Below are 25,702 nucleotides of genomic sequence, written 5' to 3' on the forward strand. Positions count from 1 at the left end.
GGGACGGTTCTTTTTGACACACTATTCTTTATACCCGAAGTTGGCCAGATCAAAATCGGAATCCCGCCAGTTTTCTTTGACCTTCACGAAAAGTTCCAGGAATACCTTGGTGCCAAGCAGCGCTTCCAGCTCCAGACGGGCTGCCTTGCCGATCCCCTTGAGTTTCTTGCCCTGCTTGCCGATGATGATGCCCTTGTGGGACTTGCGCTCGCAGTAGATCACCGCACCGATACGGGTGAGTTTTGGTGTTTCCTTGTAGGACTCAATTTCCACGGCGACCCCATGGGGCACCTCCTCGTTCAGGTAGTGGAGCATTTTCTCCCGGATCACCTCACTGACCAGAAATCGCTCCGGGTAGTCGGTGATCATATCCGCCGGAAAGTACATGGGGCCTTCCTCCAGGCTCTCCTCGATCCTCGCCAGCAGTTCCGGCACGTTGGTGCCCTGTAGCGCGGAAGTGCCGAAGATGTCGTTGAAGATCCCCATCTCCTCATAGGGCTGATAGATCTTCAGATAGTCCTCCGGCGCCATGGTGTCCATCTTGTTGATCACCAGGATCTTCGGGGTGTCGATTTTCTGCAGCGCTTCGGCGATAAACCTGTCTCCTGGCCCCTTGTCGATGGGGCCGTCCACGAGAAACAGGATCATATCCACTTCCTTAAGCGTGTTCATGGCCATGTCCGTCATAGCCACACCCAGCTTGTTGCGCCCTTTGTGGATCCCCGGAGTGTCGATGAACACCATCTGGACACCCTCCTTCTCCGGAGCATCCTCTCTGGTATAGATTCCGCGGATGCTGTTTCGGGTGGTCTGGGGCTTGTCCGATGTGATAGCGATCTTCTCCCCCATTATGTTGTTCAATAGTGTTGATTTGCCCACGTTGGGCCGGCCCACGATGCCGATGAATCCTGATTTCATTCTATCCCTCTTACTTCTTCAACTGAAAATCCTCTGGCAGCAGCGCAGATAGCTTTGTCTCCGTCAGGTGCTCCTCATCCTCACCGGTGATCACCGTGAGGTCTACGCCAAATTCTGACAGGAACTGCCGGCAGATGCCGCACATGGTCGCTCGCCCCTGCGAACAGACCACGGCAAGCTTTGTGAAAGACCGGGCCCCTTCAGACACCGCCTTCACGCAGGCCGTGCGCTCCGCGCAGATGGTGGCACCGTAGGAGGCGTTCTCAACATTCACACCGGTGAACACCCGGCCATCCTCCGACAGCAACGCGGCGCCAACCTGATAGTGGGAATACGGAGCATAAGCATGCTCCATGGCGCGCAAGGCCAGTCTGTATAAATCTCTGTTATCCATCTATTCTCTCCCAATGCCCAGCCAGGACATGATCTCCTCCTCCCGGCGGCGCATGCTCCTCTTCTCTTCCTCTTCCATATGGTCGTAACCCAGCAGATGGAGCACGCTGTGAACGAAAAGATAGATCAACTCTCTTTCCTGGCTGTGGCCGTATTCAGCCGCCTGCTCCCGTGCTTTGTCCAGGCAGATGACCACATCTCCCAGCTCCAGGGGAGCCTCCTCGTCACACCATGCGACCTCCTCCCGGATCTCGTCCAGGTCCCCGTACTGAGGGAAGGACAAAACATCCGTAGGGCGGTCTACACTACGGTAGTCGCGGTTCAGTTGGTGGATCTCCTCCAGGGACACAAAGCTTACACTCACGGCAAACTTCGTTTCCTCCATCCCTTCCCTGGTCACACAGCCGTCCGCGGCCTTCCCCATGACCTGCAAGGTCTCCGGAGTAACAGGAAGCCTCTCCTCATCATAGTACAGCTTCATCGTCTATCTCTTCCCTTCTCTCTGCGATAGTAATTATCGTAAGCGCGGATAATGCGCTTGACCATCTCGTGTCGCACCACGTCCACATCCTTCAGCTCGCAAAACTCGATGCCTTTTACGTTCTTCAGGATCTTCTGCGCCTCCAAAAGCCCACTCTTCTTTCCCTTGGGAAGGTCGATCTGTGTCACATCTCCGGTGACCACCACCTTGGATCCGAATCCCATACGTGTCAGGAACATTTTCATCTGCTCCTGCGTGGTATTCTGAGCCTCGTCCAGAATGATGAAGGCATCATCCAGGGTCCGGCCGCGCATATATGCCAGAGGGACTACCTCAATGGCTTCCTTCTCCTTCAGACGCATGGCATTCTCACGGCCGAGAATATCATAAAGTCCGTCATACAGGGGCCGAAGGTAGGGGTCTACCTTCTCCTGCAGATCACCTGGCAGGAATCCCAGGCTTTCGCCTGCTTCCACCGCTGGACGGGCCAGAACGATCTTCTGAACCTCCTTGTTTTTGAAGGCGTTGATGGCCATGGCTACAGCGATATAAGTCTTGCCCGTGCCTGCAGGGCCAATACCGAACACCACATCCTTCTCTCGGATGGCATCCACATAGTGTTTCTGCCCCAGTGTCTTAGGACGGATCGGTTTGCCCCTGGTCGTGAAACAGATCACATCCTTGCTCATATTCTGCTCTGCATAGGAGACTCCCTCCTCTGCCAGAGAGATGATGTAGTTCAGCTTCTGCTCGGTGATCTTCTCACCGGAAGACACCACCTTGATAAGCTCCATCAGGATGGTCTCGGCACGATCCACCTCCCCTTCCATGAGGATGAGATTGTCCTCTCGCTGGATGATCTCGGTGCCGGTCACCTCTCTCACCCGCTCTATGTTATGATCCAGATTCCCGAACATTTCCTTCATGTCCACAGAATCATCGATCCTTATCTTTCTGATCAATCGTTCAGACAATAGAATCCCTCCGTAATATGATGTAAAGTATAGACCACAAGAGCGGTCACCAGAAGGGCCAGGGCAGCCAGAGGAAGCATTCCGGGCTCTGTCAGCCCCTTGCTTGATACCGGCAGCCAAAGCACCAGCAGGTTGTTGGCTACATGAACAACGATGGGCATGATCAGCCTGCCCGTCCTCTCATAGAGGTCACAAAGCAGCATGCCCGACAGAAAGGCAGCCATTGCTGTCACCGGGCCGTGAATCAGTCCAAAGGCCAGACTGGGAAACAGGGCAGATCCCCAGAAACCAAAGCGGCGACGCAGTCCGCCGAACCAAAGGCCTCGGAAAAGGATCTCTTCGATCACCGGACAGACCATCCCTTCTGTCAACAGCAACAGCGCACCAGTCCCCGGACGACGCACCGGCATACCTGGCTGAAGCCCCAACAAAGCCCCAACTTTCAGGGAGAGGACCAGCGCGGCAAAGTTCACCGCCAGTACTCCGATGAGACCAATGACCGAAGCGGCCAGGCTCCGTGGCCAGGGGCACCTTCTCCCCCGCGGCGGACATAGCAGAGATCGCTTTGTGCCAGGCTCTGCCTGTTCATTTCGCATCGCACTCTCCTCCTCGAAAAAAGAAGCCACCGTACCGGTGGCTTCTCCCGCTATTATTCTCCCGAAAGAAAATTCATGACGACATCTCTCACATCGCTTCCATCGGCGAGGCCTTTCACCTTGCCCATGACCGGCCCCATGAGTTTCCCCATGCTCTTGCGGTCCTTCTCGATGCCGAGAGACTCTGCAGTCTCCTTCACGATCTCCAGGATCTGCTCCTTGGACATCTGCTCAGGGATGTACTTCTCGAGAACACGGATCTCGTTGTTATAAGCTTCTACCAGGTCGGACCTTCCGGCTTTCTCAAAATCAGCGAGGGCATCTTTCCTCATCTTGACCTGCTTCTTCAGGATGACCAGGATTCCCTCATCATCCAGTTCTTCCCTCTTGTCTACCTCGTACTGCTTGATGGCAGCACGGGCCAGACTGATCGTGTTCTTCGCAACCTCATCGTGAGCTTTCATTGACTGCTTGAAGTCGTTCATTAATTCTTCTTTTAAGCCCATTCATCTCACCTCGATTCCATGAAATTGGCCTAAAAGACTAGTATTTCTTAGCCTTTTTGCGTGCGGCTTCAGACTTTTTCTTTCTCTTAACGCTTGGCTTCTCGTAATGCTCTCTCTTTCTGACTTCAGCCATGACGCCGTCTCTTGCGCATGATCTCTTGAATCTCTTCAGAGCGCTGTCCAAGCTCTCGTTCTCTCTGACGATTACCTGTGCCATATTCCGATTCACCTCCTGACTTGTTAATATTAAGCCGTAAACGGCCTGTCAGCCTATAACAGACTAATTATACTATCTTTTCATTCAATAGGCAAGCACTATTTTTCACTGACGGTGATATCTTCCCCTTCATAGGAGGAAAGCGCCCTGAATTCATAGCCTTTCTTCTTGTAACGCTTCAGGAGTCTTTTGGTGACCTTGATCATTTCCGTATCGCTTGCGCTGTCGCTGAGTCTCACCACAGGCGTCTGTCCCATGGAAAGCACCTGATCAATGGTTCGGATCCCGGTTTTCTCCATGGTCTTCGCATCATGCTCTTCGGCCGACAGATCGTCCACATAGCAGTTCCAATCCACGCACACGAAGCCTCTCCTATGCAGTTTTTTCAGGATGCTCTCTCTGTCCTTATCACTGAGTTTCTCGTTGATGGAGCCTCCAGGAAAGCGCCAGTATTCCGGCTTCTGCCCCGTGATCTCCTTCAGGATCTCTTCCGTCTGCACAAAATCCTTCTCGTAGGAATCTACGCTCTCATAGATCTTGCTGTATGCATCGGAGTAAGTGTATACACCTATCGTGTGGCCCTCCTCCGCTGCACGCGCAATGGGATCCTGGTATGCCTCTGCCTCCTGTCCCAGCGGGAAGAAAGTTGCCTTGGCCTCATATTTCTCCAGAAGATCCAGTATAGCCGGTGTTACATCCCGGCTTGGTCCATTCTCATACGTCAGGTAGATCACCTCGCCGTCTGTCTTTCCTGCTCCTACGCTGACCTTGACGGTCAGTTTCTGACCACCTTCCGTTGCGCAGATGACCTTGGTCTCCCCTTCGCGAAGCGCCGTGACTGTTCCGGACTCATCCACGCTGGCGATGGCCGCATTCTCAGATGAGAAGGAAAGCTCCGGCATTGTCTGATTCCCCTCGACTTCCACCGGCACCTCCCAGGTTTTCCCGATAGTCAGAGTGACAACGTCCGAAGAAAGACTCAGCTTCGCCTCCCTCTTGTCCACCAGGAAAGCAAACAACATCAGCACCACTATGATCCCAACCGCGATCAGGATCAGCAGAAATTTCCAGTTGTTCAGTTTCTCTTTCATTCTTCTCCACACCCCATCTTCCATATCTCAATTGTACTGCAATATTGTACACTAGAAAACGACTGATTGCAAGATGAACGTAGAAAAGGGGACCGCATCAAGCAGTCCCCCGTGTCTGTCTACATCAGCCCGGTGGCCAGGTCAGTTTCCGCTTTCCAAGAATATGGAAGTGCAGATGCTTGACCGTCTGGAAAGCGTCTTCACCATTGTTGATGACAACGCGATAACCGTTTTCCAAACCAAGTTCTGCAGCGATCTCGTGGATCTTGAACATGATGTGCGCCATCAGTTCGCCATCTTCCTCGGTCACCTCATCCAGAGATCCGATGTGTTTCTTCGGGATCACAAGGACATGGACCGGTGCCTGGGGTTCCAGGTCATGGAAAGCCAGGATCTTGTCGTCCTCATATACCGCGTTTGACGGGATCTCATGTGCACCTATCTTACAAAAGATACAATCTGCCATGCTTACTCCTTTCCCGGCTGCCAGCTCCCCCAGCATGCCGTCCTTGTATTTCTCCAAAAGTCTTACCTCGTAAAACTCATTGAACACCATTTCCTCTCCGGGCAGGTAGACCTTCAGGTAGTTGTCGGTGTATCCGGTGGCCATTCCGTCCTCATCGAAAGCCTCCACAAGCACCCGGCGGATCTCCCCTGCACTCGCCCGGCAGAAGGCTTCGGCCTGTGCCTCCGCTGCCTCCATCAGTGCGGTCACCCGCTGGGACTTGCGGTCACCGGAGACCTGCTCCTTCATCCGCGCTGCCCTGGTACCGTCCCGCATGGAATAGCGAAAGGCGTGGACTCTGGAGAAGGATGCCTGGCGAATCATGTCCAGACTGTCTTGGAAGTCCTCTTCCGTCTCTCCCGGGAATCCCACGATGATGTCCGTGGTGACTCCGTAGTGTTCGTCTGCCTCCCGCAGTGCCTCCACGATCTTCAGATACTCGGCCCTATCATAGCGTCGGTTCATGGCCGCCAGAATCCGATCCGATCCACTCTGAACAGATAGATGCAGGTGGTGACAAAGCTTGTCGAACCGCAGAAGCCGTCGTACGTATGCCTGATCTACCACGGTGGGTTCCAGAGAACTCAACCGGATCCTGAAATCCCCGGGAAGCGCGTTCAGCCTGGCGAGGAGATGCTCCATAGAGTCTCCCTCCTGCCCCTTCCCGTCCTTCTCACGTCCGTAGAGCGCCGTGTTGATCCCGGTCAGTACGATCTCCTTGAACCCCGCATCCAACAGCCCCTGGAATTCCCGGACGATGTCTTCTTCCTCACGGCTTCTGACCTTGCCTCTTGCAAAAGGAATGACGCAATAGGCACAGAACCGGTCGCAGCCTTCCTGGATCTTGATAAATGCCCGACTGCGAGATTCCATGGCTACGATCTGCCCCATGTCCTCGTATCGCGTCAGATCCTCGTAGTCATCCACCACCATATGTGTACGGCCGATCACCTCTCGGTCTGCAAGCACCTGCTCGATCTCATGCAGCAGCCGGCTCTTCTCACTGGTACCGCAGATGACCTGCACACCTTCCAGAGCTGCCACCTCCTCCGGTTTGGTCTGAGCGTAGCAGCCGGTGACAGCGATCACTGCATCCGGGTTTCGTCTGCGGGCCTGTCTTATGAACTGACGGGACTTACGATCCGCCAGATTAGTCACTGTACAGGTGTTGATGACGTACACATCGGCCCTTTCATCCTCTGCTGCCAACTGGTAGCCAGCTGCAGAAAACTGCTCCCTCAGAGCTTCTGTCTCGTATTGATTCACCTTGCATCCCAAGGTGTGAAACGCGATCCTCATGCCTGCGCTCCCTCTGGTTTTCTGGCAGCGATGCAGCACCATTCACCCTTGCGGCGGATCTCGCAGAGGTCGAATCCAGCTTCCCGGATGGCGGTGGCGACCATCTCTTCCTTCTCCAGAAGAATACCGGAGGAGATATAGGTACCTCCTGGTTCCAGATGGCGGTAGATCCCCGGTGTGACCAGACAAAGCAGTTCTGCCATCAGGTTGGCCACCACCAGATCCGCCTGGTAGTCGATTCCCTCCGTTACATCTCCGTAATCCGCGCTGGCTACATCCTCTACGTGGTTCAACCGGATGTTCTCCCGAGCGACGCCTACAGCATCATGATCGATGTCCACCCCAAGTACCTGCCCCGCGCCCAGAAAGGCGGCAGCAATACTCAGTATGCCAGAGCCACAGCCTGCGTCCAGCACCCGGTCCCCGACTTTCTGGTAATCCTCCATCATCTCAATACACATGGAGGTAGTCTCGTGGGTACCTGTACCGAAGGCCATTCCCGGATCAATCTCCAGGACACTGTCCTGTGGTCCGGCCTCGACCTCCTCCCAGCTGGGTTTGATGATGATGTGCCTGGACACACGGAAGGGCTTGAAATATTCCTTCCACTTGTCCTGCCACTCACTGTCATCGTGCTCCGTAACCACAGGCTCCAGGGGCCCCAGGTCGACACCGTTGCCAAAGATCCCCGCAGCCGCCTCTTCCTTCAACGTGGCGACAGCCTCCTCCGCCGCGATCCGCTCTGCCTCCTCATAGGCATATACGGTCACCACAGGCGCTTCCTCCATGCGCGCAGCCACTTCATCGTCTACATAATCCCAGGCATAGGACTCCTTCTTCTCCATCAGTTCTGCCACATCCTTGGGATCGGCCACGACTGTGTTCTCAATGCCGGCGGCCATCAGCTTGGCCACGATAGCCTCGATCCCCGCTTCTGTTGTTTCTATATCGATCTGATAATACTTCAAGTTCGTCTCTCCTCATGCAGTGTGATAAGCGCCACAAGGCGCATCATATCCAACTCCATTGTACCATATTCCGGTATCATACGCCAGATTCTATTTCCTGCAGACAGCTTCCCAAAGAGCGAAAATAAAGCTTATGATCGAAAGCCCTTGGCAACTACCCTCAGCCAGTATATACTTACTATATAGATTCGGAGGTACCACCATGGAAAAGAAAAAAGACTATTTCACTATCGGCGAGTTCGGCGCACTGTTCGATGTCAGCAAACAGACCCTTCAGTTCTACGACAAGAACGGCGTTTTTCAACCGGAATACCGGGCCGAGAACGGTTATCGTTATTATGCCTTCACACAGATCGAGACGTTCGAGGTATTGCTGATGCTCCGAGAACTTGACGTCCCCCTGAAAGAGATCCGAGAGCACCTGAAGACCCCGACCCCGGAGAGGTTCCTGGCCCTGCTGGACCGCCAGAAGGCAGAACTGGAAAACAGGATGAAGAAACTGGAGCACACCCTGGAATACATCGACTACAAGCGCAAGGTTACCGAAGAAGGCATCCATGCTCCCCTTCGCAAGGTGGTGTTTGAACAGCTTCGCGACGAATATCTGATCACCACCGACTATAGCGGTGAAGACGACGCCCGAAGCATACAAACGGCCGTGGCGAAGCACTTCCGCTTCTGTCGGGAGATTGGTCTTACCGAGCAAAAAGCTATTGGCGCCATTATCCCGGTAGACAGCGTCACCGAGGACAGCTACCATTACAGCAAGTTCTACACACTGGTTGACCCCAATGAAGTCGCCCCCACTGCCGGCACCGAACCCATCGTGGACAGTGGCGGCAGCTATATTGCCGTCTACGACAACAAGGGATATGAAAACATCTGCGAGCTTTGTCACCTTCTCCTGGACTATGCAAAAAAGAACCACCTCTGGCTAGATGATTCTTTCTATGAGGATGTGATCCTGGACGATTTCTCCGTACCAGGCTATTACAATTATCTTGTGAAGGTAAGTATCCGAGTGCGTTGATCAGCGCCGCTCCACAAAGGTCTTCCCGTACACATCCTGAAACTCGCCAAGATCCACAGACTCCCCGCATTTCCTTCGTTCCAGTGCATCCAGGATTCGGCCAAAACTGGCTTTGTTGATCGGGTGGAAGAATATGATCACCGCGACCAACACCATGCAGATCCCCGGGAGCAGCGTATAGCAGTGGCTGATCCATGTAAGAGATGTGGCAGACTGGGCAGCCGCCCCCTCACTAAACCCTGCTACCTGCAGGATGATCCCAAGTATCTGAGAGGCCACCGCGGTAGACAGGGATTCTGACAACGCCTGCAGAGAGATCACCTGGCCGGAATGCTTTGTGCCGGAAGCTAGTTCCTCCGCCTCGCAGACATCGTAGATCATAGAGGGCATCAGCTGCCAGTAGCAGGTGTTTCCTATGGTGTATATGATGCAAATCACACAGTTCGCCCCAAAGGTCTCCGGTGCCAGGAACCGCCCTGCACAAAGCAATACACCAGTGCCCCCCACTCCGGCCATAAGCACCAATTTCTTGTCGCTAAATCCACAGAGAAAGGCGACCACCGGTGCCAAGGCAATGCCCGCCACCGTGATCAACAACATCAGGAGTGATATCTGGCCTGCCGATAGTCCCAGGTTATATGTAAAGAAGTAGATCCTGTCTGAGGAGAACAGCGTATTGGCGATCAGGTAAAGCAGGCTGGCACCGATGATGAACTGGATGGGGCGCAGCCGGATGATCTCCCCGTATTCACGGAACATGTCTGTGATCTGATGCAAGCTGAAGTGTGGCCCGCTGTCTTTGGTCCGCTGGAAAGTGGGATCATCTGTTTCGTGAATGGTCAGGGCGCAGATTAGCAGGGCTGCCGCACTGCAGACCCCCACGAACACGCCTGTCATGGTCCAGGAAACTTCCTTGGATTTCCCCATCTCCATCATCAGGTCCACAAATGCCGTAGGGAGCACCATCCCAAGCGCCATTCCCACCTGATTGAACACATAAGCATAAGAACGGAGCACGGTCCTCTCGTGGTAATCCTCCGTCAGGTCGGATCCCCATGTCATGTAAGGCACAAAGAAAGTGGCAAAGGCCTGCCAGAATAACAGCGTCATTACCAGGTAATACACAAGGCGCAGTCCATAGGAAGCCCCGATGGCGGTGAAAAGCAGACTGGTGGCAACGGCTACCGGAAACGCCGCGATCAGCAGAAATGGCTTGCGCTTTCCATACCGCGACTGTGTCGTGTCCGACAGAAATCCGGTCACCGGACCACAGAGCACCTCCCAGATCGATCCGACGGCTACAATGGTGCCCGCTGCTGCCGGACGGATCCCGGCTACGGAGGTCAGAAAAAAAAGCAGGAATGTCCCCGCCATGGTATACATGGCATTGTCTGCAATCCCTCCTATCCCATACGATAACTTGGTCCTGAATCTAAGCTTCATTGTAACAACTCCTTCTTGTCCTGCCTACATAATAAAGGATATATCAACTATACTGTCAAGAGAGTTTCTTCGCTTTCTGTATAACAAATGTTCCTGAAACGAATGAAATTGTTATAATATTCTTGCAATTCATCTTTCTTTTTTCAGGGTATTGTGATATAATTAATTTCGGAGCAGTAGGATTTAGACAGAAAGGAGTTAGGTGACATAATGTACAAGGTAGACGACCTGATCATCTACGATGGAACGGGAGTCTGCAGGGTTGAGGCGATATCGCAAGTTGACTTTGTTGAAGATGATGACCTGTATTATGTTTTGCGACCGCTGTACAAGAACGGGACGATCTACGCGCCCGTAGACGGTAACAGGGTATACATGAGAACAGTCATGTCGAGAGAGGAAGCACTGCATCTGATCGACAGAATCCCTGCCGTAGCCGCTGACATCTACAAGAGCAACAGCATCCAGCAATTATCCAAGCACTACCAGGCAGTGATCGATACCCACGATATGGAGGCATTGATCGGCCTGACCAAGTCACTACATCATAAGAGTTTGGAAGCGAGTAAACAGAACAGGCATCTTGGCCAGATCGACCGGAAGTACATGAAACGCGCGGAAGACCTGTTGTTCGGAGAACTTGCAGCGGCTCTGGAAATCCCAAGAGAAGAAGTGCTGGGTTTTATTAGTTCACAAGTGGGTAAGACAGATATTTGAGATCCTTCATTGGGTTAGGAAAGACGAACAACTGCGCGCCGTTAAACGCGCAGTTTTATGTTGTCACGATGCGCAGTGCCCTTTCTCATCCTGTCACGTTGTGAACCCGATACAGTTTGTTGTTCCGTTTCACGTGGTGCGCTTTCGTGTCGTGCTTCTGACTGGTGGTCAGGTAGAACCCCGCATAGAACTGCCCTCCATCATGGAAGAGGCACTGTAGTTCATTGCCGGGAGCCTTCCCAAAGGGAAACCGGATCTGCCCAACATATTTCCCGTTCAGCGTGTGGATGGTCACCACACTGTATTTGTGCTTTCCCTTGAAACTCCGCACATCGTACACCCGGTCACCCACGCTGTCCATTCCCTGGTTCATCATGGAGTTTCGTTTCCCCTTCAGTTTGAAATACCGCACCGGTTTCAGGTCACCATCAAAGAGTATGGCATTGCCACTGCCCCGCAGCCTGCCGATATAGCAGTCATGCTTCTCGTTATAGGCGATCGCCGTGAAACCCTTGTATTTCTTTCGTTCTTTCTTCGGCAGATGTTTGACCTTCCGGGTCAGCTTGATGTCCTTCTTCCCCACTACTTTCAGGGTGTTCGGATCCACCAGGACTGCCCGCTTGTCCTTGACTCTGCAGCAGGTAGCTACCACCAGGTGCTTTCTGGTGTTGAAGGTCAGGTTGTTGGCGTGATAGACAGGCAGCGGCGCGGACACCTTTGTGACAGCCAGAGAATCAAGCGCCACCTTCACGATCCGGCACTTCTCTACGTTCCGGTCATACAGCGTCAGATATCCGAATCCCTCGGCAGCACACGCTCCCTGCAGGGTGTCATAACCATATAGTTTCTGCCCCGCCTCCTTGCGGAAGTCAAAGAACGCCCCGTTTTTCGACAGGAGGCTCATAGCAGCGTTTCGTTTTCCGGAGGCTGCGTACGCCTCCCCGCTTGTAAGTACAAAGCCTGCCGCCACACTCCCTATGAGAAGTGCGGTGACAAGGATAATAGCAGATAATCGTCTATTCAGTAGTTTCATCAGAATGTCGCCACCTCCGGAACCGCCGGCTCACAGGGGTTCACGGCGGTGCAGTACAGCACCGGGCCTGGCCCTTCCTCTGCGTAGACCGGATCCTCCTCTACCTTGATATCAGCGTAAATCTCCACCCACTGGCCGTTTTCGAAGGCAGCTGCCTCTTCTGTCCACCGAGCCACCAGACCGGCGAACTGGATATCCTCCACGCAGCAGGTCATCACGTGACGACCGAACACAAAATGATCCATCGGGATATCTCCGCCATTAACAAGCCTGCCCCGAATATGGATCCTCTTCCCCTCGTACTTATCCTGACCCTCGTTGATATCCCGGTACCACTCTGCGTAATCATCGTCCTTCACGGTGATGATCGGCGCGTTGATGTCAAAGGGGAGCGGATCAGGGATAGCATCCATCTCCACATCATCCGGTCCGTACTCATACAGGATCTGGCTCTTTCGGTTAGCCGCGCGGACAAGCTTATGAAGGCGCATCTTGGTGGATAGACCTTCCTTGAACACACCCTCCAGCACCTGCCGGTCACAGCGGTTGAACACCACAAGTTCCGCGCTCTTCAGTTTGTCATATACTAGCTGGCGCATGTTCTCGTTGTAGGTAAGGATCGTGGTGGCATCAGCGAACATCATCTCCTGATAGGTCAACCACTCGTCCGGCATATAGCGGTAGAAATTGTCCAACTCCCACATGCCGTTATACTCCACGATGACTCTTTCTACCTTGTGTTTCTTCTGCAGACTGATCATCAACTCTGTGGTAAGATCTTCCTCTTCATCCACTGTCTCGATAAACACATTCTTCCCAAAGAACTTTTCTGGCTCGTACTCCTCTTCCCCTTCTTCACAAAGCAACAGCAGCGTTCTCTCCCCGGCGTTGAAATCCGGGCCCTCCAACGCCTCCTGAATGAATTTTGTTTTCCCGGACTCCAGAAAGCCGGTGAACAGATATACTGGTATTTCCATAATGTGTCTCCTTCTTATGCAAGATCGAACAGTTCCTGAATTCGTTCCTTGTCAATGCCTGCACCGATCACGCAGATCATGCCGGTGGTCGCCGCAGCGCCCTCGCGCACTTCCGGTTCGCCTGGTACGTAATCAAAGTGGATCCATCCACCATCCAGGTTTTCTACGATGCCCTTGGCACGCAGTACCTGGCCCACTTCCGCGATGTTGGAAAGACCCGTAAGGGCTGCCGTGATCTGTTCTTTGGTGTACTTGTGCGCGGTCTCACAGCCAAAATCCTCAAACACTTCATCTGCGTGGTGATGTCCATCGTGATGATGGTGATGATGACCGTGCTCTTCGTGATCATGGTCATGGTGTTCGTGGTCATCATGCTCATGGTCATGGTCGTGATGGTGGTCATGCTCATGCTCATGGTCGTGATGGTGCTCGTGCTCATGCTCTGCTGCATGAGCCGCCTCTTCCGCATAGGCTTCCTCCCGCAGATGATCAAGTTCTGCCGACAAGGTCTTCTTCTGCTCCATGATCTCCAGAATCTGGGCACCGGTCAGCTGATCCCAGGGGGTGGTCACGATAGAGGCCTGCTGATTGTGCTCCCGCAGCAGCGCCACACACTTGTCCAGTTTCTCCTGGGCGATACCGTCAGTATGGCTGAGGATGATGGAACTGGCGTGCTCGATCTGATTGTTGAAGAATTCTCCAAAGTTCTTCATGTACATCTTGCACTTCTTGGCATCTACCACGGTGGTGAAACCATTCAACTGGATCCGGTCATTCTGCAAATCCTGGACAGCGATGATCACGTCGCTGAGTTTGCCCACGCCGGAGGGTTCTATGAGGATCCTGTCCGGCTCGTACTGCTCGATCACCTGGTTCAGCGCCCGGCCAAAATCCCCGACCAGACTACAGCAGATACATCCTGCATCCATCTCGTTGATCTCGACGCCGGTGTCCTTCAGGAATCCACCGTCTACGCCGATCTCGCCAAACTCGTTCTCGATGAGAACGATCTTCTCATCCCCGTAGGCTTCCTCGATGAGTTTCTTGATCAGTGTTGTCTTGCCTGCACCCAGAAAACCAGAAAAAATATCTACTTTTGCCATCTCTACTTCCTTTCCTGTTCTTCAGTAATACTTCTTCAAATGCTCCTGTACGATCGCCATGGTCTCCTCCAGCCCGCCCACACAGGTCCAGTCGCTGGAGATATTGACCTTTACAAGCTGGTAAAGATAATCGCGGTAATAAGCCATGGCCGATTCTAACAAGTCATGTCCCTGTGCTTTCAGCTGGTCGACATCTGTCCGACCATATTCCAGGGTGACCTTGCAGCGACGCCTGGTCGTGCCATCTTCCCGCCCTCTGGGGTAGTCCATAACGGCTACCTCCAAGTGGTTTCCAAAGGCGATTCCTGGCACCAGAAGCAGTTCCTTCTTATCCATCCTGCGCCTCCTTCTCTGCTGTGAGTTCTCGCAGAATGGTCTTGCAGGCCAGTGTCTGTGCGTAACCGGACACCGCCAGCCTGAGGGCCTGCTGTGTCAGTTCCTCACTGGTATGTTCTCCCGCAAGTTCTTCTGCCACCTTGCTGTACTCCTCGTCCAGCACGCTGGTGTAGTTCCTGTAGAATTCCTCCACATCCTGATGCGCCATCTGCTGTGCAAGCAAAGTACCGGTCTCTCCCACCGTAAGAACCTGCTTCAAGAGGCAGATGGCGGTTAGATAACCGATGTGCCTGCGGTCGTATTTCTTTCCGTTGGCACGGGGCAGCAGACCACTCTTGATGTAGTTGTTGATCATAGCGGAGGTGAGGGTCTCCTCGTCATCCAGATCCAGCCCGATGTGCTGTCTGGTCATATAGCAGATCACCTGATCCATGTAGAGGTCGATATCCGGGATCGCAGACCAGTCCTGCGGCCGGCACGTCTGCAGTTTCTCTTTCAGATTATCAATACTATTCATAGATTTCATATATCCTCCCACCCGACAAGTATACACCCAACTAAAAAGAATTGCAATTACTTATTGACATTCGTCAAACCTCGTAATATAATTTTCAATATCATATTACGGAATAATTTATATCTCTACAGGAGGTTGCGATGATGAATATTACAGTTTTCGGAGATTCTATTGCCAGAGGAATCATCTACAACGAAAGAAAATCCCGCTATACCATCAGCCGGGATAGTTTTGTAGAAAGGATGCGCAAGCGGGGGATCCACCTGCGCAATTACTCACGCATGGGCTTCAGTAGCCTGAGGGGAAAGCAGACACTGGACAGACATCTCGCGGAGCTCTGTGATGCGGACTACACACTCCTGGAGTACGGAGGGAACGACTGCGACCTGAACTGGCAGGAGATCTCTGAGAACCCCTTCGCCCTCCACAAGGCGACGGTCAGCCTGGACAGGTTTCGCTCCGTCATTACATCCATGATCCAAACAGTACGCCAGGCAGGCAGTACACCGGTGCTGATGACACTGCCTCCTCTGGATTCGTCCAGATTCTTCCAATGGGTCTCCAGAGATCTGGACTGGGAAAGCATCTACGAGTTCCTTGACCGTGACCTGGACAACATCGGCACCTGGCACGACAATTACAGCCAGGTCCTGACCGAGGTGGCCGCAGATCAACACATCCCGCTCATCGATGTCCGAAGCGCTTTCCTGGAACAGGATGATTACCGGGAATTGCTTTGTGCCGATGGTATGCACCCTAACGAAAAAGGCCACCGGCTCATCGAAGAGCAGGTGGCGAAAACGCTTATCCCAACATATTGATCAGTGTGTTCAGGCATCCCAGCACAAAGCCGATCAGCGCACCCAGATTGACGATGGCTCCCAGCTCCTTCCGGGCCACCTTCAGGACCAGTCGTTCCAGTTCTCTTGGATCCATGGCCCCCAGTTTCTCCCGGACGACCTTGGAGACATCGACGGTACGCAGGATCGCAGACAGTCGCTTTCGAATCACTACCTCGTAGGCGTTCACCACCATTTCACCGGGATCCTCACAGGTCTCCTGAAGCAGGGTGAACAGTTCCCCCATGGTCCTATACTGGAACTGGTCTAATTCCTGGTGAATCTTCACCTGGATGATGGCACTGCCCTGTTCCCGGACCCCCTGGTTGACACGTCTCTCGATGTTGCCCACCATGGAGTTGATGGCATCCTCGGTAATAAACTTGGCCCAGAAGGACTGCTCCTGTTTCTCGTGGATCGCCTTCCGCACCTGGGAAGCGACGACCGCTCCAAGGTTCATCTCTGTGATACGTTCTGTGATATAGGAAGAGGCCAGGTCCCCACCCCGCTCCAGCATGGTATCCAGGGTCTCATCCTCCATCAGATAGCGGGTGATGACCTCGCGGACCTGGCGCTGGTCTCCTTGCTCCTTCTGGATGGTGTTCTCCACCTTGCGGCGGATCTTATCCTTGATTTCCGGGGACAGGAGGTTCGTTTCCATGGCATCCTCCGTCAACAGGTTGTCCCCCACTGCGCTCCCGATAGATTCCGCGATCCGATTTCGGCTCCCTGGGATCATCCCAGGGGTGAAAGGAATCCTGCAACCAAATATATACTTTGGCTCGAAAGGTCGGAACAGCATCTTCACCGCAATGTAGTTCGTAAAGTATCCGATGATCGCCCCGATGATCGGGCCTGCTAACAATGTCAAATCCATTACTTCATCTCTCCCAGAATCTCATAAATCAAACCGCTCCCGTATCCATAGCTGTGCAGTTTCCTGGCTACACGGCCACGGATCTTCTCCGGGATCTCATCCTCCATGGTCAGACCTGCCGCACGCAGGATCTTCTCTGCCTCTTGCCTGGCCATTTCGGTTTCGCTGACCTCCACACCTTTTTCCGCCAGGTAATCCTCGTAGGCGAATTCCATCACCTGACTGTCTACTCCTTTCTGGCGCAGCTCCGCAAAGATCCTGTTCCTGGCTTTGTGCCTGGCGTGAGCATATTCAAAATACATCCTGCAGTACCGGGCATCGTCCAGATAGCCGTCCTCCCGGAACTGGCGCAGGACCTCCTCCACCTCTCCTTCCAGATAGCCCTTGGCCAGAAGGTGCCGGCGGAGCTCTTCGACCGTCATATTGCGGGCTGCCAGTTTGGCGGCAGCCGCCTCCATCACACTTTTCATCCCAATACCCTCAGCTGAATATCCGGGGCTTCCCCAGTACACACAGCACACATCATCTCCTCAGAGATATCGATCTCGGTAAACACATAGGAACGCCCCTTCCAGATACCGTTGTCCGCAAGAACGGAGGGCATATCCTCACCGAACAGCCCTTCTCCAGTCATCTTGCAGTAGGCTTCCTTGCGGACCCATATCCTGAAGAATGCCTCCTCACCACCGTCACGCACCGCCTGCGCCTCGTCCTCGTGAAAGAAACGCTTCGCGATCTTCTGGCAGTCGCAAGGTTTCACCTCCTGCAGATCCAATCCGCAGGGAGCATCGGAAAACATGCACATCCACAGACTGCCGCTGTGGGTCAGGGAAAACTCGAGGGGTACATCCTGAAAGTACGGTTTCCCCTTCTCATCCCGAATGATCCTGGCGGCGACCTGATCAAAAGGTCTGGATAGCTCCAGGCAGTGCCTGGCTGCCGCCATGCGGATCATGGGAAAACCGGCATCCCCGGTAGCAAACTCACCATCGTAAATGTAAATCACGTCCATCGTGATCCTCCTTAAGCAAGAAAGGCTGCCGCATCTCTGCAGCAGCCTCGTTCTATTCACTCCTTCTCAGCCAGTCTGTCGAGCACACGCTTGTATCCATCGGCACCATACACCAGGCACTTGTTGATTCTGCTGATGGTGGCGGTAGAGGCGCCCGTGATCTTCTCGATCTCGTTATAGGTTTTCTTCTGAGAAAGTAATTTCGCCACCTGCAATCTCTGCGCGATCGCATAGATCTCGTTCACCGTGCAGATATCCTCGAAGAAACGGTAGCAATCCTCTACATCCTTCAGGGTCAGGACAGCCTGGAACAGTTCGTCAATATCCTCTCTCTGATACTTGGAATCATATGCCATAACCTTCGCCTCCCTCTTTCATCCACTAAAGTATATCACTATTTTCTATGAGCGTCAACGAGAGACATGGCCTTTTTCAGCTGTGGATCCTCGGTGGCATCTTCCGGGAAGTCGACCTCGACATCAGGCTTGACCCCCTTTCCGTTGATCCTGTGCCCTTTCGGCGAGAAATACTCTGCGGTGGTGAGCTTCAGGGCGGAACCGTCCTTGTACTTATACTCAGATTGAACCACGCCTTTTCCGTAAGTGGTGGTCCCCACCAGCTGTCCGGCATCGTTGTCCTTTACAGCGGCAGCCAAAAGCTCGGAAGCGCTGGCGGTGTTTTCGTTCACCAGGAGCACGCAGGGCAGTTGCAGCGCCCCTTCCTCGGAGTTATAGTTGGTGCGCTTGCCGTTTCGATCCTTGGTGAAGGCGATGGTGCACTCCGGAAGCAGGATGTCAGCCACCTTCAGTCCCTGATCCATATAGCCGCCCCGATTGTTCCGAAGGTCGATGATCAGCCCCTTGGGATCTTCCTTCTTCAGCTTGTCGACGGCCTCCTGGAATTCCTTTCCGGTCTTCTCTCCAAAGGTGTCGATCCTGATGTAGGCGATGTTCCCCTTCAGCATGAGTCCATTGCAGGTGATTCCGCTGACGATTCCTCTGGTGACGGACACGGTCTTCTCCTTCCCTTTCCGCCGATAGGTGACCTTTACCTTCGTTCCGGATTTCCCGGACACAGCTTTCTTTACTTCCTTGGTAGTGTCGTAATGTTTGCCTTCGACGGCGGTGATCACATCGCCTGCCTTAAGCCCAGCCAGATCCGCCGGTCCATCTTCCTGCACCTGGGTGATCTGAACCTCTCCCCCTTCCTCGGCGATCATCACACCGATTCCATAGAAAGACGCGTTGACATAGTTGTCAAACTCCTGGGCTTCTCTGGCCGTGAAGTACTCGGAGTATGGATCCTTCAGGCTGCCCACCAGCCCTTTGTAGACCGCATCCATCTCCGTTTCCTCGGAGACCTTTTTCAGTCCTTCGTGATTGATCTTATATTGCATCGCGTAAAGCTTGGCATACTTATTGTTGATCTCTACCATCTGCTTGTACTTGCTCCCCTCGATCAGGCCCACGTTCTGCACCTTGCAGAAGAGCAGGAAACCGCCTGTCATGGCGAGGACCGTGGTCACCACGGCAACCACGAGCAGCAGTATGAAATTCTTTTTTTTGATATGTATCATCCTATCGCCTCTTCCGCTACGAACTGCAGGCTGCTCCTGCCGTTCCACACATTGACCGATAGATTTCCCAGAAAGTGACAGGCCTCTCCATCGGCGAACTCCTCGATCTCATCCGCATTCCGGAAGGCGACTGCCGGCAGCGAATTCCCGTTCTCCAGTGCGATCTGAAATCGAAGGAACTGGCCATTCTTACCGATCCTCCGCGGCCAGCGGGCGTGTCCCGTCACCATGGTCAGGGGCTTCTCGTTACCCATGCCACAGGGTTCCAGCAGTTCCAGCTGTTGTGCCATGTTCATGCTGATGTCCTGTGGACGCAGAGACAGATCCGCCCTCTTCTTCTCCACGAAGATCTCCGGATCTTTCTCCAGAAGCATTTCCATCTGTCGCCGGAGCGCTTGTCGCAGTGCCGGCAGATCCTCTTCCCTCATGGTAATTCCACAGGCGGCCGCATGCCCGCCAAAGGCCTGGAACAAAGCTTTGTTCTTTGCCAGTTCATCGTAGATGTTGATCCCATCGATGCTTCTGCCGGATCCCTTGATGATACCGCCCCCCTCTCTGGTAAACACCACCACCGGCTTATACAGCGCCTCTTTCAGCTTGCCTGCCACATTCCCGGCTACACCCTCGTGCCCATTCTCCGGCACCAGGAGTAGAAAATGATCCTCGCTGTACTCGTCCTCTGCCATCCTCATGCATCGCTGAAAGATGTCCTCCTGGACTTGCTTCCGCTGGTCGTTGCAACGGATCAGGAGCTGGATCTTCTCCTGTCGTACCGCCGGATCGTGAGTCAGAAACAGTTCCACTGCTTCCCGCGCGTGCTGCATCCTTCCTACTGCGTTAATGTGAGGGCCGATCCCAAAAGAGATGTTCTCCGCAGTGATCTTTCCGGGATGAAGGGAGATCGCGTTGATCAACTGCAACAGGCTCTCCCTTCTTCCCACGTTGACAGTTCGCAGGCCGTATTTGACGAAGGTCCTGTTCTCCCCCACAAGCGGTACCAGGTCGGCCACCGTTCCGATGGCCAGCATATCAAGAAGTCCGGCGGTCACCGATGTGGGCAGACTGTTTTCTGCCACCAGTGCCTGTGCCAGCTTGAAGGCTACCCCACAGCCTGCGATATGTTCACAGGGATACGTATCCTGTGGCTGCTTGGGATTGATGACCAGGCAATCGGCGACCTGGTCACCCACCGTATGATGGTCTGTCACCAATACCTTCATCCCCAGAGACTTAATGTAGTCGACCTCTTTCACAGAGACACTCCCACAGTCTACTGTAATAATGGTGTTTGCCCCTGCTTCCCGGATCCTGTCGATGGAACTGCAGTGGAGTCCGTATCCTTCCTCAAATCTGGATGGGATATAGTACATGAGGCGGTCACGGTCGATCAGGTGAGACAGCACTTCCATCATGATCACTGTGGAGGTGATCCCATCTACATCGTAATCTCCGTAGATGCAGATCTTGTCTCCCGACCGAATGGCGTCCATAACAAGGTCCACCCCTTCCCTCATATTGTAAAGCAGGAACGGGTCATGGGTCTTCTGGGGACGCGAAGAGAGGAACTCCTCCAGATCCTCCTCCGAAGTGATTCCTCTCTGTGCAAGCAATTCTATTATTTTCGGTTCCAATCTCATCATTATCTTATCTCTAACTCACTCCAATATAGGGTCCCGGACTGATGGGGCTGCCGGAACTGTTACGTACCTCGAAGTGCAGATGTGAACCGGTACTCCATCCGGTCGATCCGGCCAGCGCCACTAGTGTGCCTCGCTTGACATACTGTCCCTTGCTGACCTTCAACACCGAATTATGTCCGTAAACAGATGTCAGTCCGTTTCCATGGTAGATCATGACACAGTTTCCGTAACCTCCATAAACGGATGCGGTGGTCACAAGCCCGCTCTGCGCAGCGTATACCGGTGTACCTGTGGGAACCGCAAGGTCAACCCCCGGGTGACTCTCGTAACTTCTGGATTCCCCATAGTGGGAAGTCAGTGTATAGGAACTCTTCAGCGGGAAATCCCACTTGTCCCCCTCGTAGATGACCTCTCCGTTCTTGGCAGCTTCCTCCGCGATCTTCTCTCTCAGATCGTTCTCTTCCTTCTCGAGGGCTGCGAGTTTCTTGTCCAGTTTATCCTTGGTGCTGTCCAGTTCTTCCTTGACGCCCCGCTCTTTTCTACGGTCTGCAGCCAGATCTTTTTTCTGTTTTGTGAAGACCTGCTCCTTCTTCTGGATCTCAGCCTTCTGGGATTTCAGGTTGGTCAGGATATTCTGGTCATTGGTGAATACCTTCTGTACCAGATCCACATTGGTCACCAGTTCCTCGATATTGTTGGATCCCAGGATCACATCCAGATAACCGATGGAACCGTTCTTATACATGGTGCGGAGACGGTTGTTCAGTCCGTCCTGTCTCTCCTCTATGTTTTTCTTGGTCCTGCCCAGTTCATCCTCTGTCTTCTTAATCTGTGCTTCCTTATCCTTGATGGACACCTCCAGTTTGGAGAGTCTCTTCTCACTGTCAGCGATCTTCTCGCGGTACCCTTCCAGTTCCTGCGAGACAGCGTCCTGCTGTTCCTCGACTTTCTCGAGTTTCTTTTTGTTTTTTTCCAAGGTGCTTGCGCCAAAGGAACAGGGAGTCAGCCCCGCGACCAATGCGCTGATGAGCAGAACGATCAATAATTGTCTTCTCATTGGATTCTCCCTCCTTTCTGTGTTCGTACCGATGGGTCTAATCGGCGATTAGGTGTCAAGGAACTTCCTCATGGAGATGATGCTCCCCGTCGCCCCGATCCCTACACCGATGGCCAAAAAGATGATCACCAGATTGGTGAACAGATATCCTGCAGGCACAAGTGGCGAAGATATGATGGTCATGACCTTCTCTCCGATAGCCTCCACCACCCGGCTATAGGCAAGATACACAATCCCCGCTGAGACCGCCGAAGCGATAGCTCCAAGGATGATCCCTTCCACCAGGAAGGGTCCTCGGATGAACCAGTTGGTCGCCCCCACGTACTTCATAATGGAGATTTCTTTGGCACGGTTCATTACTGTGAGTTTGATGGTATTGGACACCACGACCACGGAGACCACGATCAGGAAGATCATGATGATCACCGAGGTGACAGACATGAAGCTCGTCACCTTGGTCAGTTTGTCCACGGTTTCCTTGTAGTACTTGGTGCTCTCCACACCCTCCAGTTTCACTGCCGCGTCATTAACCGTATTGGCAGCCCCCAGGTTATCGACCTTGATGAGGATGGAGTTGGGAAGCGGGTTTTTCCCAAGGGAGTCCAGCAGGTATCCACTCTCTCCCCAGCGTTGTTTCAGGATGGCCAGTGCCTCATCTCTGGTACGGTATTCCACACTGCTGACACCGTTGATGTGCTCCAGCGTATCCATGATGGTCTGGGCACTCTTCTCATCTGTACTGTCCAACAGATAGACTTCCACCGTGTCGTAATCCTGCTTGATCATCTCCGTGAACAGGTTCACGTTCACCGCGATGATAAAGAACATTCCCAGGATAAGCATCATCGCCGTAATGGCGAAGACTGCCGCCACGGACATACCCTTATTGCGGAAGATCTGGAGGATGGCCTGCTTGATGTTGTAGAAGATCCTACTCATAGATGCCCTCCTCTCCGCTCGCTGCACTGATATCCGGGTAGCCATACTTGCCGTATCCATCCCGAACGATGTGTCCACTCTCGATGGCGATGATACGCTTGTTCATCTGGTTGACTATATCTCTGGCATGGGTAACCATCACGATGGTAGTCCCTGTCATGTTGATCTGCTCCAGCAGCCCCATGATCCCCATGGCCGTATCCGGATCCAGGTTCCCAGTAGGCTCATCGCAGATCAGGACCTTTGGGTTGTTGATGATCGCTCTTGCGATCGCTACTCTCTGCTGTTCACCCGCAGAGAGCTCCTGGGGATACCGTTTCCCCTTATCACCGATCCCGACAAGCTCCAGCACCTGCGGCACCCTCTGCCGGATCTGCCGCCTGGACTTGTGCATGATTTCCATGGCAAACGCCACGTTCTCAAACACCGTCTTCCTCTGAAGGAGACGGAAATCCTGAAACACCATGCCGATCTTTCGGCGAAGCTGCGGGATCTTCCGACTGGGAAGTCCAGTCACCGTAAAATCGCCGACTTGGATAGTTCCCTGATCGGCGTCGATTTCCTTCAATATGAGTTTGATGAAGGTGGACTTTCCTGCTCCACTGGGACCTACGAGAAAAACAAAACCTCCATCCTCTATGTCAACGCTGACATTTTCCAGGCCAACGTTTTTGCCATACATCTTGGTGACATTGGTGAACTTGATCATAAAATGCCAAACCCCTTTGATCTTTTAATTTTTACAATAGTTCTTTCGATTATATCACTTTTTGGTTCGTTTGTGAACACTTGACCGGTAGATTCCGTGTCTTTGCTTTGTGATTTTTTCGTGAAGAAAACGGCGCCCCCGCACCCGAGGATGCAGGGGCCGGCTACCATTTCTATTTGATCACCTTCCTGACTGCAGCCACGATATCCGCTGCTGTCATACCGTATTTCTCCCTGAGCTCATCCGGTTTGCCGGACTCTCCGAAGGTATCTTTCTGGCCAACCATGACGATCTTCACCGGACATTTCTGGCTAGTGAGTTCTGCCACTGCGCTGCCAAGACCGCCCACCACTGAATGCTCCTCTGCCGTTACCAAGGCTCCAGTCTCCTCAGCAGCCTTCAGAATGATCTCCTCATCCAGCGGTTTGATGGTGTGCAAGTCGATGACACGCACATCTACACCCTCTGCCGCAAGCGTCTCCGCTGCCTCCATGGCGGCAGGCACCATGATGCCATTGGCGATGATGGCGGCATCGTTGCCGGTACGCAGCTCGTAGCCTTTTCCCAGTTTCAGGTCTTCTGTCCCTTCGTAGAATACGGGAACCGCCGCTCTGCCCAGCCGGACATAACAGGGGCCCTGCATGTCCACCACCTGTTTCAGTAGAATCTTCGCACTCACTGCATCGCACGGAGAAACTACGGTCATGCCTGGAATGGTCCGCATCAACGCAATATCCTCAAAGGTCTGATGGCTGGCACCATCCTCTCCTACTGTGATTCCCGCATGCGTCGCACAGACCTTGACATTGGCACCGGTATAGCCGATGGAATTGCGGATAATCTCAAAGGCTCTTCCGGAAGCAAACATTGCGAACGTAGAGGCACAGACGGTCTTGCCGGAAAGCGCAAGGCCTGTCGCGATCCCCATCAGATCCTGCTCGGCGATCCCTGCGTTGAAGAAGCGATCCGGGAACACCTTCTGAAAGTCCTTGGTCTTAGTGGAGCCGGAGAGATCGGCATCCATGACGACGAGATTCGGGTTTCTGGCGCCTTCTTCTGCCAGGAACTCTCCGTACGCTGCTCTTGTTGCGATCTTCTCTGCCATTACCATTCACCTCCCAGCTCTTCTACTGCCTGCCTGGCCTGTTCTTCACTCGGTGCCTTGCCATGCCACCCTGCTTCTCCTTCCATGAAGGAAACTCCCTTTCCCTTCACGGTCTTCGCGATGATACAGGAAGGTCTGTCCGTCTCTCTTGCTTTGTCGAGAGCATCGAAGATCTGTCTAAAGTTATGACCGTCGATGACCTGAACGTCCCACCCAAAGGCGCGGAACTTCTCGTCGATGGGACGAACGGTCATGACATCGTCGTTGCTTCCGTCGATCTGCAATCCGTTCCAGTCCACGATAGCCGTCAGATCACTGAGCCCGTAGTGGCTGGCAGCCATGGCAGCTTCCCAGACCAGACCCTCCTGGATCTCTCCATCGCCCAGCAATGCGTATACTCTGGCGCCGGTGCCGTCCAGCTTGTCAGCAAGCGCCATTCCTACAGCCACAGACACACCCTGTCCCAGGGATCCTGTTGACATCTCGATGCCCGGGACTTTGTGCATATTGCCGTGTCCCTGGAAGGGACTTCCCAGCTTACGCAAACTCATCATGTCCTCCACGTCGTAATACCCTCTCTCCGCCAGCACCGCATACTGCGCCGGAACTGCGTGCCCCTTGGACAGCACGAATCTATCCCGCCCAGGCATGTCCGGCTGCTCAGGGTCAATATTCATCTCCCCGAAATACAGCGCCGTCAAAATGTCTGCGCAGGACAACGATCCTCCCGGATGACCAGACCCCGCATGATAGACAGCCTTGATGATGTCCACCCTGGCCTTTCCGGCCAGTTCCTCGTAGTAGCTTAGATTCTCTCTTTCCATTGCTTTCTCCCTGTTTCTGC

30 protein-coding genes are annotated in these 25,702 nt (G+C 53.4%); 3 read left to right on the forward strand and 27 right to left on the reverse strand.

Features of this window, described 5'->3' with window-relative positions:
- Positions 1-21: 21 nt before the first annotated feature.
- The 10 genes from era to prmA form a co-directional block, all read right to left on the reverse strand.
- Complete coding sequence (gene era / locus P156_RS0104100; RefSeq protein ID WP_027869046.1) at positions 22-918, reverse strand: GTPase Era; 897 nt, start codon at positions 916-918, stop codon at positions 22-24.
- A 10-nt stretch (positions 919-928) separates the two neighbouring features.
- Positions 929-1,312 carry a cytidine deaminase gene (locus P156_RS0104105; protein ID WP_027869047.1) on the reverse strand — a complete coding sequence of 128 codons (384 nt, stop codon included), beginning with the start codon at positions 1,310-1,312 and terminating at the stop codon, positions 929-931.
- Entirely contained in the window at positions 1,313-1,792 is a 480-nt protein-coding gene (ybeY, locus tag P156_RS0104110) for an rRNA maturation RNase YbeY (RefSeq protein WP_027869048.1), read from the reverse strand.
- On the reverse strand, positions 1,789-2,718 hold the full coding sequence (locus P156_RS0104115; protein ID WP_051600934.1) for a PhoH family protein: 930 nt from the start codon (positions 2,716-2,718) through the stop codon (positions 1,789-1,791). The genes ybeY and P156_RS0104115 overlap by 4 nt, the downstream gene beginning before the upstream one ends.
- A 32-nt stretch (positions 2,719-2,750) precedes the next feature.
- Positions 2,751-3,362 (reverse strand): CPBP family intramembrane glutamic endopeptidase, encoded by a 612-nt coding sequence (locus tag P156_RS12700; RefSeq protein ID WP_027869050.1) that lies wholly within the window; start codon positions 3,360-3,362, stop codon positions 2,751-2,753.
- 53 nt (positions 3,363-3,415) lie between these two features.
- The gene (locus P156_RS0104125; RefSeq protein ID WP_242838695.1) at positions 3,416-3,847 is read right to left on the reverse strand and encodes a GatB/YqeY domain-containing protein; all 432 of its coding nucleotides are present in this window, start codon (positions 3,845-3,847) and stop codon (positions 3,416-3,418) included.
- 58 nt (positions 3,848-3,905) lie between these two features.
- Entirely contained in the window at positions 3,906-4,085 is a 180-nt protein-coding gene (rpsU, locus tag P156_RS0104130; protein WP_027869052.1) for a 30S ribosomal protein S21, read from the reverse strand.
- A gap of 98 nt (positions 4,086-4,183) precedes the next feature.
- Positions 4,184-5,176, reverse strand: coding sequence for a polysaccharide deacetylase family protein (locus tag P156_RS0104135; protein WP_027869053.1), 993 nt, complete (start codon positions 5,174-5,176; stop codon positions 4,184-4,186).
- 124 nt (positions 5,177-5,300) lie between these two features.
- Positions 5,301-6,980 (reverse strand): tRNA (N(6)-L-threonylcarbamoyladenosine(37)-C(2))-methylthiotransferase MtaB, encoded by a 1,680-nt coding sequence (gene mtaB, locus P156_RS11495; RefSeq protein ID WP_051600612.1) that lies wholly within the window; start codon positions 6,978-6,980, stop codon positions 5,301-5,303.
- A complete protein-coding gene (prmA, locus tag P156_RS11500; RefSeq protein ID WP_051600614.1) occupies positions 6,977-7,948 on the reverse strand; it encodes a 50S ribosomal protein L11 methyltransferase in 972 nt (323 codons plus the stop codon). Before prmA ends, mtaB begins: the two co-directional genes overlap by 4 nt.
- 202 nt (positions 7,949-8,150) lie before the next feature.
- On the opposite strand from prmA, the gene P156_RS0104150 reads away from it, so the two are divergent.
- Positions 8,151-8,978 (forward strand): MerR family transcriptional regulator, encoded by an 828-nt coding sequence (locus tag P156_RS0104150; RefSeq protein WP_027869054.1) that lies wholly within the window; start codon positions 8,151-8,153, stop codon positions 8,976-8,978.
- On the opposite strand, the gene P156_RS0104155 is transcribed toward P156_RS0104150, so the two are convergent.
- Complete coding sequence (locus tag P156_RS0104155) at positions 8,979-10,421, reverse strand: MFS transporter (RefSeq protein WP_027869055.1); 1,443 nt, start codon at positions 10,419-10,421, stop codon at positions 8,979-8,981.
- A gap of 210 nt (positions 10,422-10,631) precedes the next feature.
- On the opposite strand from P156_RS0104155, the gene P156_RS0104160 reads away from it, so the two are divergent.
- Positions 10,632-11,138 (forward strand): CarD family transcriptional regulator, encoded by a 507-nt coding sequence (locus tag P156_RS0104160; protein WP_027869056.1) that lies wholly within the window; start codon positions 10,632-10,634, stop codon positions 11,136-11,138.
- Between the two features lie 85 nt (positions 11,139-11,223).
- Here the strand turns inward: P156_RS0104160 and P156_RS0104165 are convergent, their stop codons facing one another.
- Genes P156_RS0104165 through P156_RS0104185 form a run of 5 tightly spaced genes read right to left on the reverse strand, consistent with a single transcriptional unit; the run spans position 11,224 to position 15,113 of the window.
- Positions 11,224-12,171: a hypothetical protein gene (locus P156_RS0104165; protein WP_185752138.1), complete on the reverse strand. Its 948-nt coding sequence runs from the start codon at positions 12,169-12,171 to the stop codon at positions 11,224-11,226.
- Positions 12,171-13,148 carry a GTP-binding protein gene (locus P156_RS0104170; RefSeq protein ID WP_027869058.1) on the reverse strand — a complete coding sequence of 326 codons (978 nt, stop codon included), beginning with the start codon at positions 13,146-13,148 and terminating at the stop codon, positions 12,171-12,173. Before P156_RS0104170 ends, P156_RS0104165 begins: the two co-directional genes overlap by 1 nt.
- A 14-nt stretch (positions 13,149-13,162) precedes the next feature.
- A complete protein-coding gene (locus P156_RS0104175) occupies positions 13,163-14,251 on the reverse strand; it encodes a CobW family GTP-binding protein (RefSeq protein WP_027869059.1) in 1,089 nt (362 codons plus the stop codon).
- 21 nt (positions 14,252-14,272) lie between these two features.
- A complete protein-coding gene (locus tag P156_RS0104180; RefSeq protein WP_027869060.1) occupies positions 14,273-14,587 on the reverse strand; it encodes a hypothetical protein in 315 nt (104 codons plus the stop codon).
- Positions 14,580-15,113, reverse strand: a complete 534-nt coding sequence (locus tag P156_RS0104185; protein WP_051600616.1) for a DUF1836 domain-containing protein — start codon at positions 15,111-15,113, stop codon at positions 14,580-14,582. Before P156_RS0104185 ends, P156_RS0104180 begins: the two co-directional genes overlap by 8 nt.
- A 131-nt stretch (positions 15,114-15,244) precedes the next feature.
- Here P156_RS0104185 and P156_RS0104190 point away from each other — a divergent pair, with 131 nt between their 5' ends.
- Positions 15,245-15,925 (forward strand): SGNH/GDSL hydrolase family protein, encoded by a 681-nt coding sequence (locus P156_RS0104190; RefSeq protein ID WP_027869062.1) that lies wholly within the window; start codon positions 15,245-15,247, stop codon positions 15,923-15,925.
- Here P156_RS0104190 and P156_RS0104195 read toward each other — a convergent pair.
- The 11 genes from P156_RS0104195 to P156_RS0104250 form a co-directional block, all read right to left on the reverse strand.
- Positions 15,909-16,820 (reverse strand): DUF445 domain-containing protein, encoded by a 912-nt coding sequence (locus tag P156_RS0104195; protein WP_027869063.1) that lies wholly within the window; start codon positions 16,818-16,820, stop codon positions 15,909-15,911. The two genes, P156_RS0104190 and P156_RS0104195, sit on opposite strands and share 17 nt — an antisense overlap.
- Positions 16,820-17,290: a regulatory protein RecX gene (locus P156_RS0104200; RefSeq protein ID WP_027869064.1), complete on the reverse strand. Its 471-nt coding sequence runs from the start codon at positions 17,288-17,290 to the stop codon at positions 16,820-16,822. The genes P156_RS0104195 and P156_RS0104200 overlap by 1 nt, the downstream gene beginning before the upstream one ends.
- Positions 17,287-17,832, reverse strand: coding sequence for a 4'-phosphopantetheinyl transferase superfamily protein (locus P156_RS12705; RefSeq protein WP_051600618.1), 546 nt, complete (start codon positions 17,830-17,832; stop codon positions 17,287-17,289). Before P156_RS12705 ends, P156_RS0104200 begins: the two co-directional genes overlap by 4 nt.
- Positions 17,833-17,888: 56 nt before the next feature.
- The gene (locus P156_RS0104210; protein WP_027869065.1) at positions 17,889-18,188 is read right to left on the reverse strand and encodes a YerC/YecD family TrpR-related protein; all 300 of its coding nucleotides are present in this window, start codon (positions 18,186-18,188) and stop codon (positions 17,889-17,891) included.
- Between the two features lie 38 nt (positions 18,189-18,226).
- Positions 18,227-19,408, reverse strand: coding sequence for a S41 family peptidase (locus P156_RS11510; RefSeq protein ID WP_051600620.1), 1,182 nt, complete (start codon positions 19,406-19,408; stop codon positions 18,227-18,229).
- Positions 19,405-21,048 (reverse strand): single-stranded-DNA-specific exonuclease RecJ, encoded by a 1,644-nt coding sequence (recJ, locus tag P156_RS0104220; RefSeq protein WP_027869066.1) that lies wholly within the window; start codon positions 21,046-21,048, stop codon positions 19,405-19,407. Before recJ ends, P156_RS11510 begins: the two co-directional genes overlap by 4 nt.
- A gap of 10 nt (positions 21,049-21,058) precedes the next feature.
- The gene (locus P156_RS12710; protein WP_051600622.1) at positions 21,059-22,105 is read right to left on the reverse strand and encodes a murein hydrolase activator EnvC; all 1,047 of its coding nucleotides are present in this window, start codon (positions 22,103-22,105) and stop codon (positions 21,059-21,061) included.
- A 48-nt stretch (positions 22,106-22,153) separates the two neighbouring features.
- Entirely contained in the window at positions 22,154-23,044 is an 891-nt protein-coding gene (ftsX, locus tag P156_RS0104230; protein WP_027869067.1) for a permease-like cell division protein FtsX, read from the reverse strand.
- Positions 23,037-23,753: a cell division ATP-binding protein FtsE gene (ftsE, locus tag P156_RS11520; protein ID WP_034802205.1), complete on the reverse strand. Its 717-nt coding sequence runs from the start codon at positions 23,751-23,753 to the stop codon at positions 23,037-23,039. Before ftsE ends, ftsX begins: the two co-directional genes overlap by 8 nt.
- Positions 23,754-23,925: 172 nt before the next feature.
- Positions 23,926-24,858, reverse strand: coding sequence for a transketolase family protein (locus tag P156_RS0104245; protein WP_027869068.1), 933 nt, complete (start codon positions 24,856-24,858; stop codon positions 23,926-23,928).
- The gene (locus P156_RS0104250) at positions 24,858-25,682 is read right to left on the reverse strand and encodes a transketolase (RefSeq protein ID WP_027869069.1); all 825 of its coding nucleotides are present in this window, start codon (positions 25,680-25,682) and stop codon (positions 24,858-24,860) included. The genes P156_RS0104245 and P156_RS0104250 overlap by 1 nt, the downstream gene beginning before the upstream one ends.
- Positions 25,683-25,702 lie beyond the last annotated feature (20 nt).

Origin of the sequence: Eubacterium sp. AB3007, assembly GCF_000688015.1 — a bacterium.
GTDB lineage: Bacteria > Bacillota > Clostridia > Peptostreptococcales > Anaerovoracaceae > Aminicella.

Bases quoted from the DNA above. Each gene is read 5' to 3' on its own strand.
- ftsX (WP_027869067.1), bottom strand. From the start codon at position 23,044: ATGAGTAGGATCTTCTACAACATCAAGCAGGCCATCCTCCAGATCTTC.
- P156_RS0104155 (WP_027869055.1), bottom strand. From the start codon at position 10,421: ATGAAGCTTAGATTCAGGACCAAGTTATCGTATGGGATAGGAGGGATT.
- P156_RS0104200 (WP_027869064.1), bottom strand. From the start codon at position 17,290: ATGAAAAGTGTGATGGAGGCGGCTGCCGCCAAACTGGCAGCCCGCAAT.
- P156_RS0104180 (WP_027869060.1), bottom strand. From the start codon at position 14,587: ATGGATAAGAAGGAACTGCTTCTGGTGCCAGGAATCGCCTTTGGAAAC.
- P156_RS0104150 (WP_027869054.1), top strand. From the start codon at position 8,151: ATGGAAAAGAAAAAAGACTATTTCACTATCGGCGAGTTCGGCGCACTG.
- P156_RS0104195 (WP_027869063.1), bottom strand. From the start codon at position 16,820: ATGGATTTGACATTGTTAGCAGGCCCGATCATCGGGGCGATCATCGGA.
- rpsU (WP_027869052.1), bottom strand. From the start codon at position 4,085: ATGGCACAGGTAATCGTCAGAGAGAACGAGAGCTTGGACAGCGCTCTG.
- P156_RS0104105 (WP_027869047.1), bottom strand. From the start codon at position 1,312: ATGGATAACAGAGATTTATACAGACTGGCCTTGCGCGCCATGGAGCAT.
- mtaB (WP_051600612.1), bottom strand. From the start codon at position 6,980: ATGAGGATCGCGTTTCACACCTTGGGATGCAAGGTGAATCAATACGAG.
- P156_RS0104245 (WP_027869068.1), bottom strand. From the start codon at position 24,858: ATGGCAGAGAAGATCGCAACAAGAGCAGCGTACGGAGAGTTCCTGGCA.
- P156_RS11510 (WP_051600620.1), bottom strand. From the start codon at position 19,408: ATGATACATATCAAAAAAAAGAATTTCATACTGCTGCTCGTGGTTGCC.
- P156_RS0104175 (WP_027869059.1), bottom strand. From the start codon at position 14,251: ATGGCAAAAGTAGATATTTTTTCTGGTTTTCTGGGTGCAGGCAAGACA.
- P156_RS0104185 (WP_051600616.1), bottom strand. From the start codon at position 15,113: ATGAAATCTATGAATAGTATTGATAATCTGAAAGAGAAACTGCAGACG.
- ybeY (WP_027869048.1), bottom strand. From the start codon at position 1,792: ATGAAGCTGTACTATGATGAGGAGAGGCTTCCTGTTACTCCGGAGACC.
- P156_RS0104250 (WP_027869069.1), bottom strand. From the start codon at position 25,682: ATGGAAAGAGAGAATCTAAGCTACTACGAGGAACTGGCCGGAAAGGCC.
- P156_RS12710 (WP_051600622.1), bottom strand. From the start codon at position 22,105: ATGAGAAGACAATTATTGATCGTTCTGCTCATCAGCGCATTGGTCGCG.
- P156_RS0104135 (WP_027869053.1), bottom strand. From the start codon at position 5,176: ATGAAAGAGAAACTGAACAACTGGAAATTTCTGCTGATCCTGATCGCG.
- P156_RS0104165 (WP_185752138.1), bottom strand. From the start codon at position 12,171: ATGAAACTACTGAATAGACGATTATCTGCTATTATCCTTGTCACCGCA.
- P156_RS0104115 (WP_051600934.1), bottom strand. From the start codon at position 2,718: ATGAAGGAAATGTTCGGGAATCTGGATCATAACATAGAGCGGGTGAGA.
- P156_RS0104210 (WP_027869065.1), bottom strand. From the start codon at position 18,188: ATGGCATATGATTCCAAGTATCAGAGAGAGGATATTGACGAACTGTTC.
- recJ (WP_027869066.1), bottom strand. From the start codon at position 21,048: ATGATGAGATTGGAACCGAAAATAATAGAATTGCTTGCACAGAGAGGA.
- ftsE (WP_034802205.1), bottom strand. From the start codon at position 23,753: ATGATCAAGTTCACCAATGTCACCAAGATGTATGGCAAAAACGTTGGC.
- P156_RS12705 (WP_051600618.1), bottom strand. From the start codon at position 17,832: ATGGACGTGATTTACATTTACGATGGTGAGTTTGCTACCGGGGATGCC.
- P156_RS12700 (WP_027869050.1), bottom strand. From the start codon at position 3,362: ATGCGAAATGAACAGGCAGAGCCTGGCACAAAGCGATCTCTGCTATGT.
- P156_RS0104190 (WP_027869062.1), top strand. From the start codon at position 15,245: ATGATGAATATTACAGTTTTCGGAGATTCTATTGCCAGAGGAATCATC.
- P156_RS0104170 (WP_027869058.1), bottom strand. From the start codon at position 13,148: ATGGAAATACCAGTATATCTGTTCACCGGCTTTCTGGAGTCCGGGAAA.
- P156_RS0104160 (WP_027869056.1), top strand. From the start codon at position 10,632: ATGTACAAGGTAGACGACCTGATCATCTACGATGGAACGGGAGTCTGC.
- era (WP_027869046.1), bottom strand. From the start codon at position 918: ATGAAATCAGGATTCATCGGCATCGTGGGCCGGCCCAACGTGGGCAAA.
- P156_RS0104125 (WP_242838695.1), bottom strand. From the start codon at position 3,847: ATGAACGACTTCAAGCAGTCAATGAAAGCTCACGATGAGGTTGCGAAG.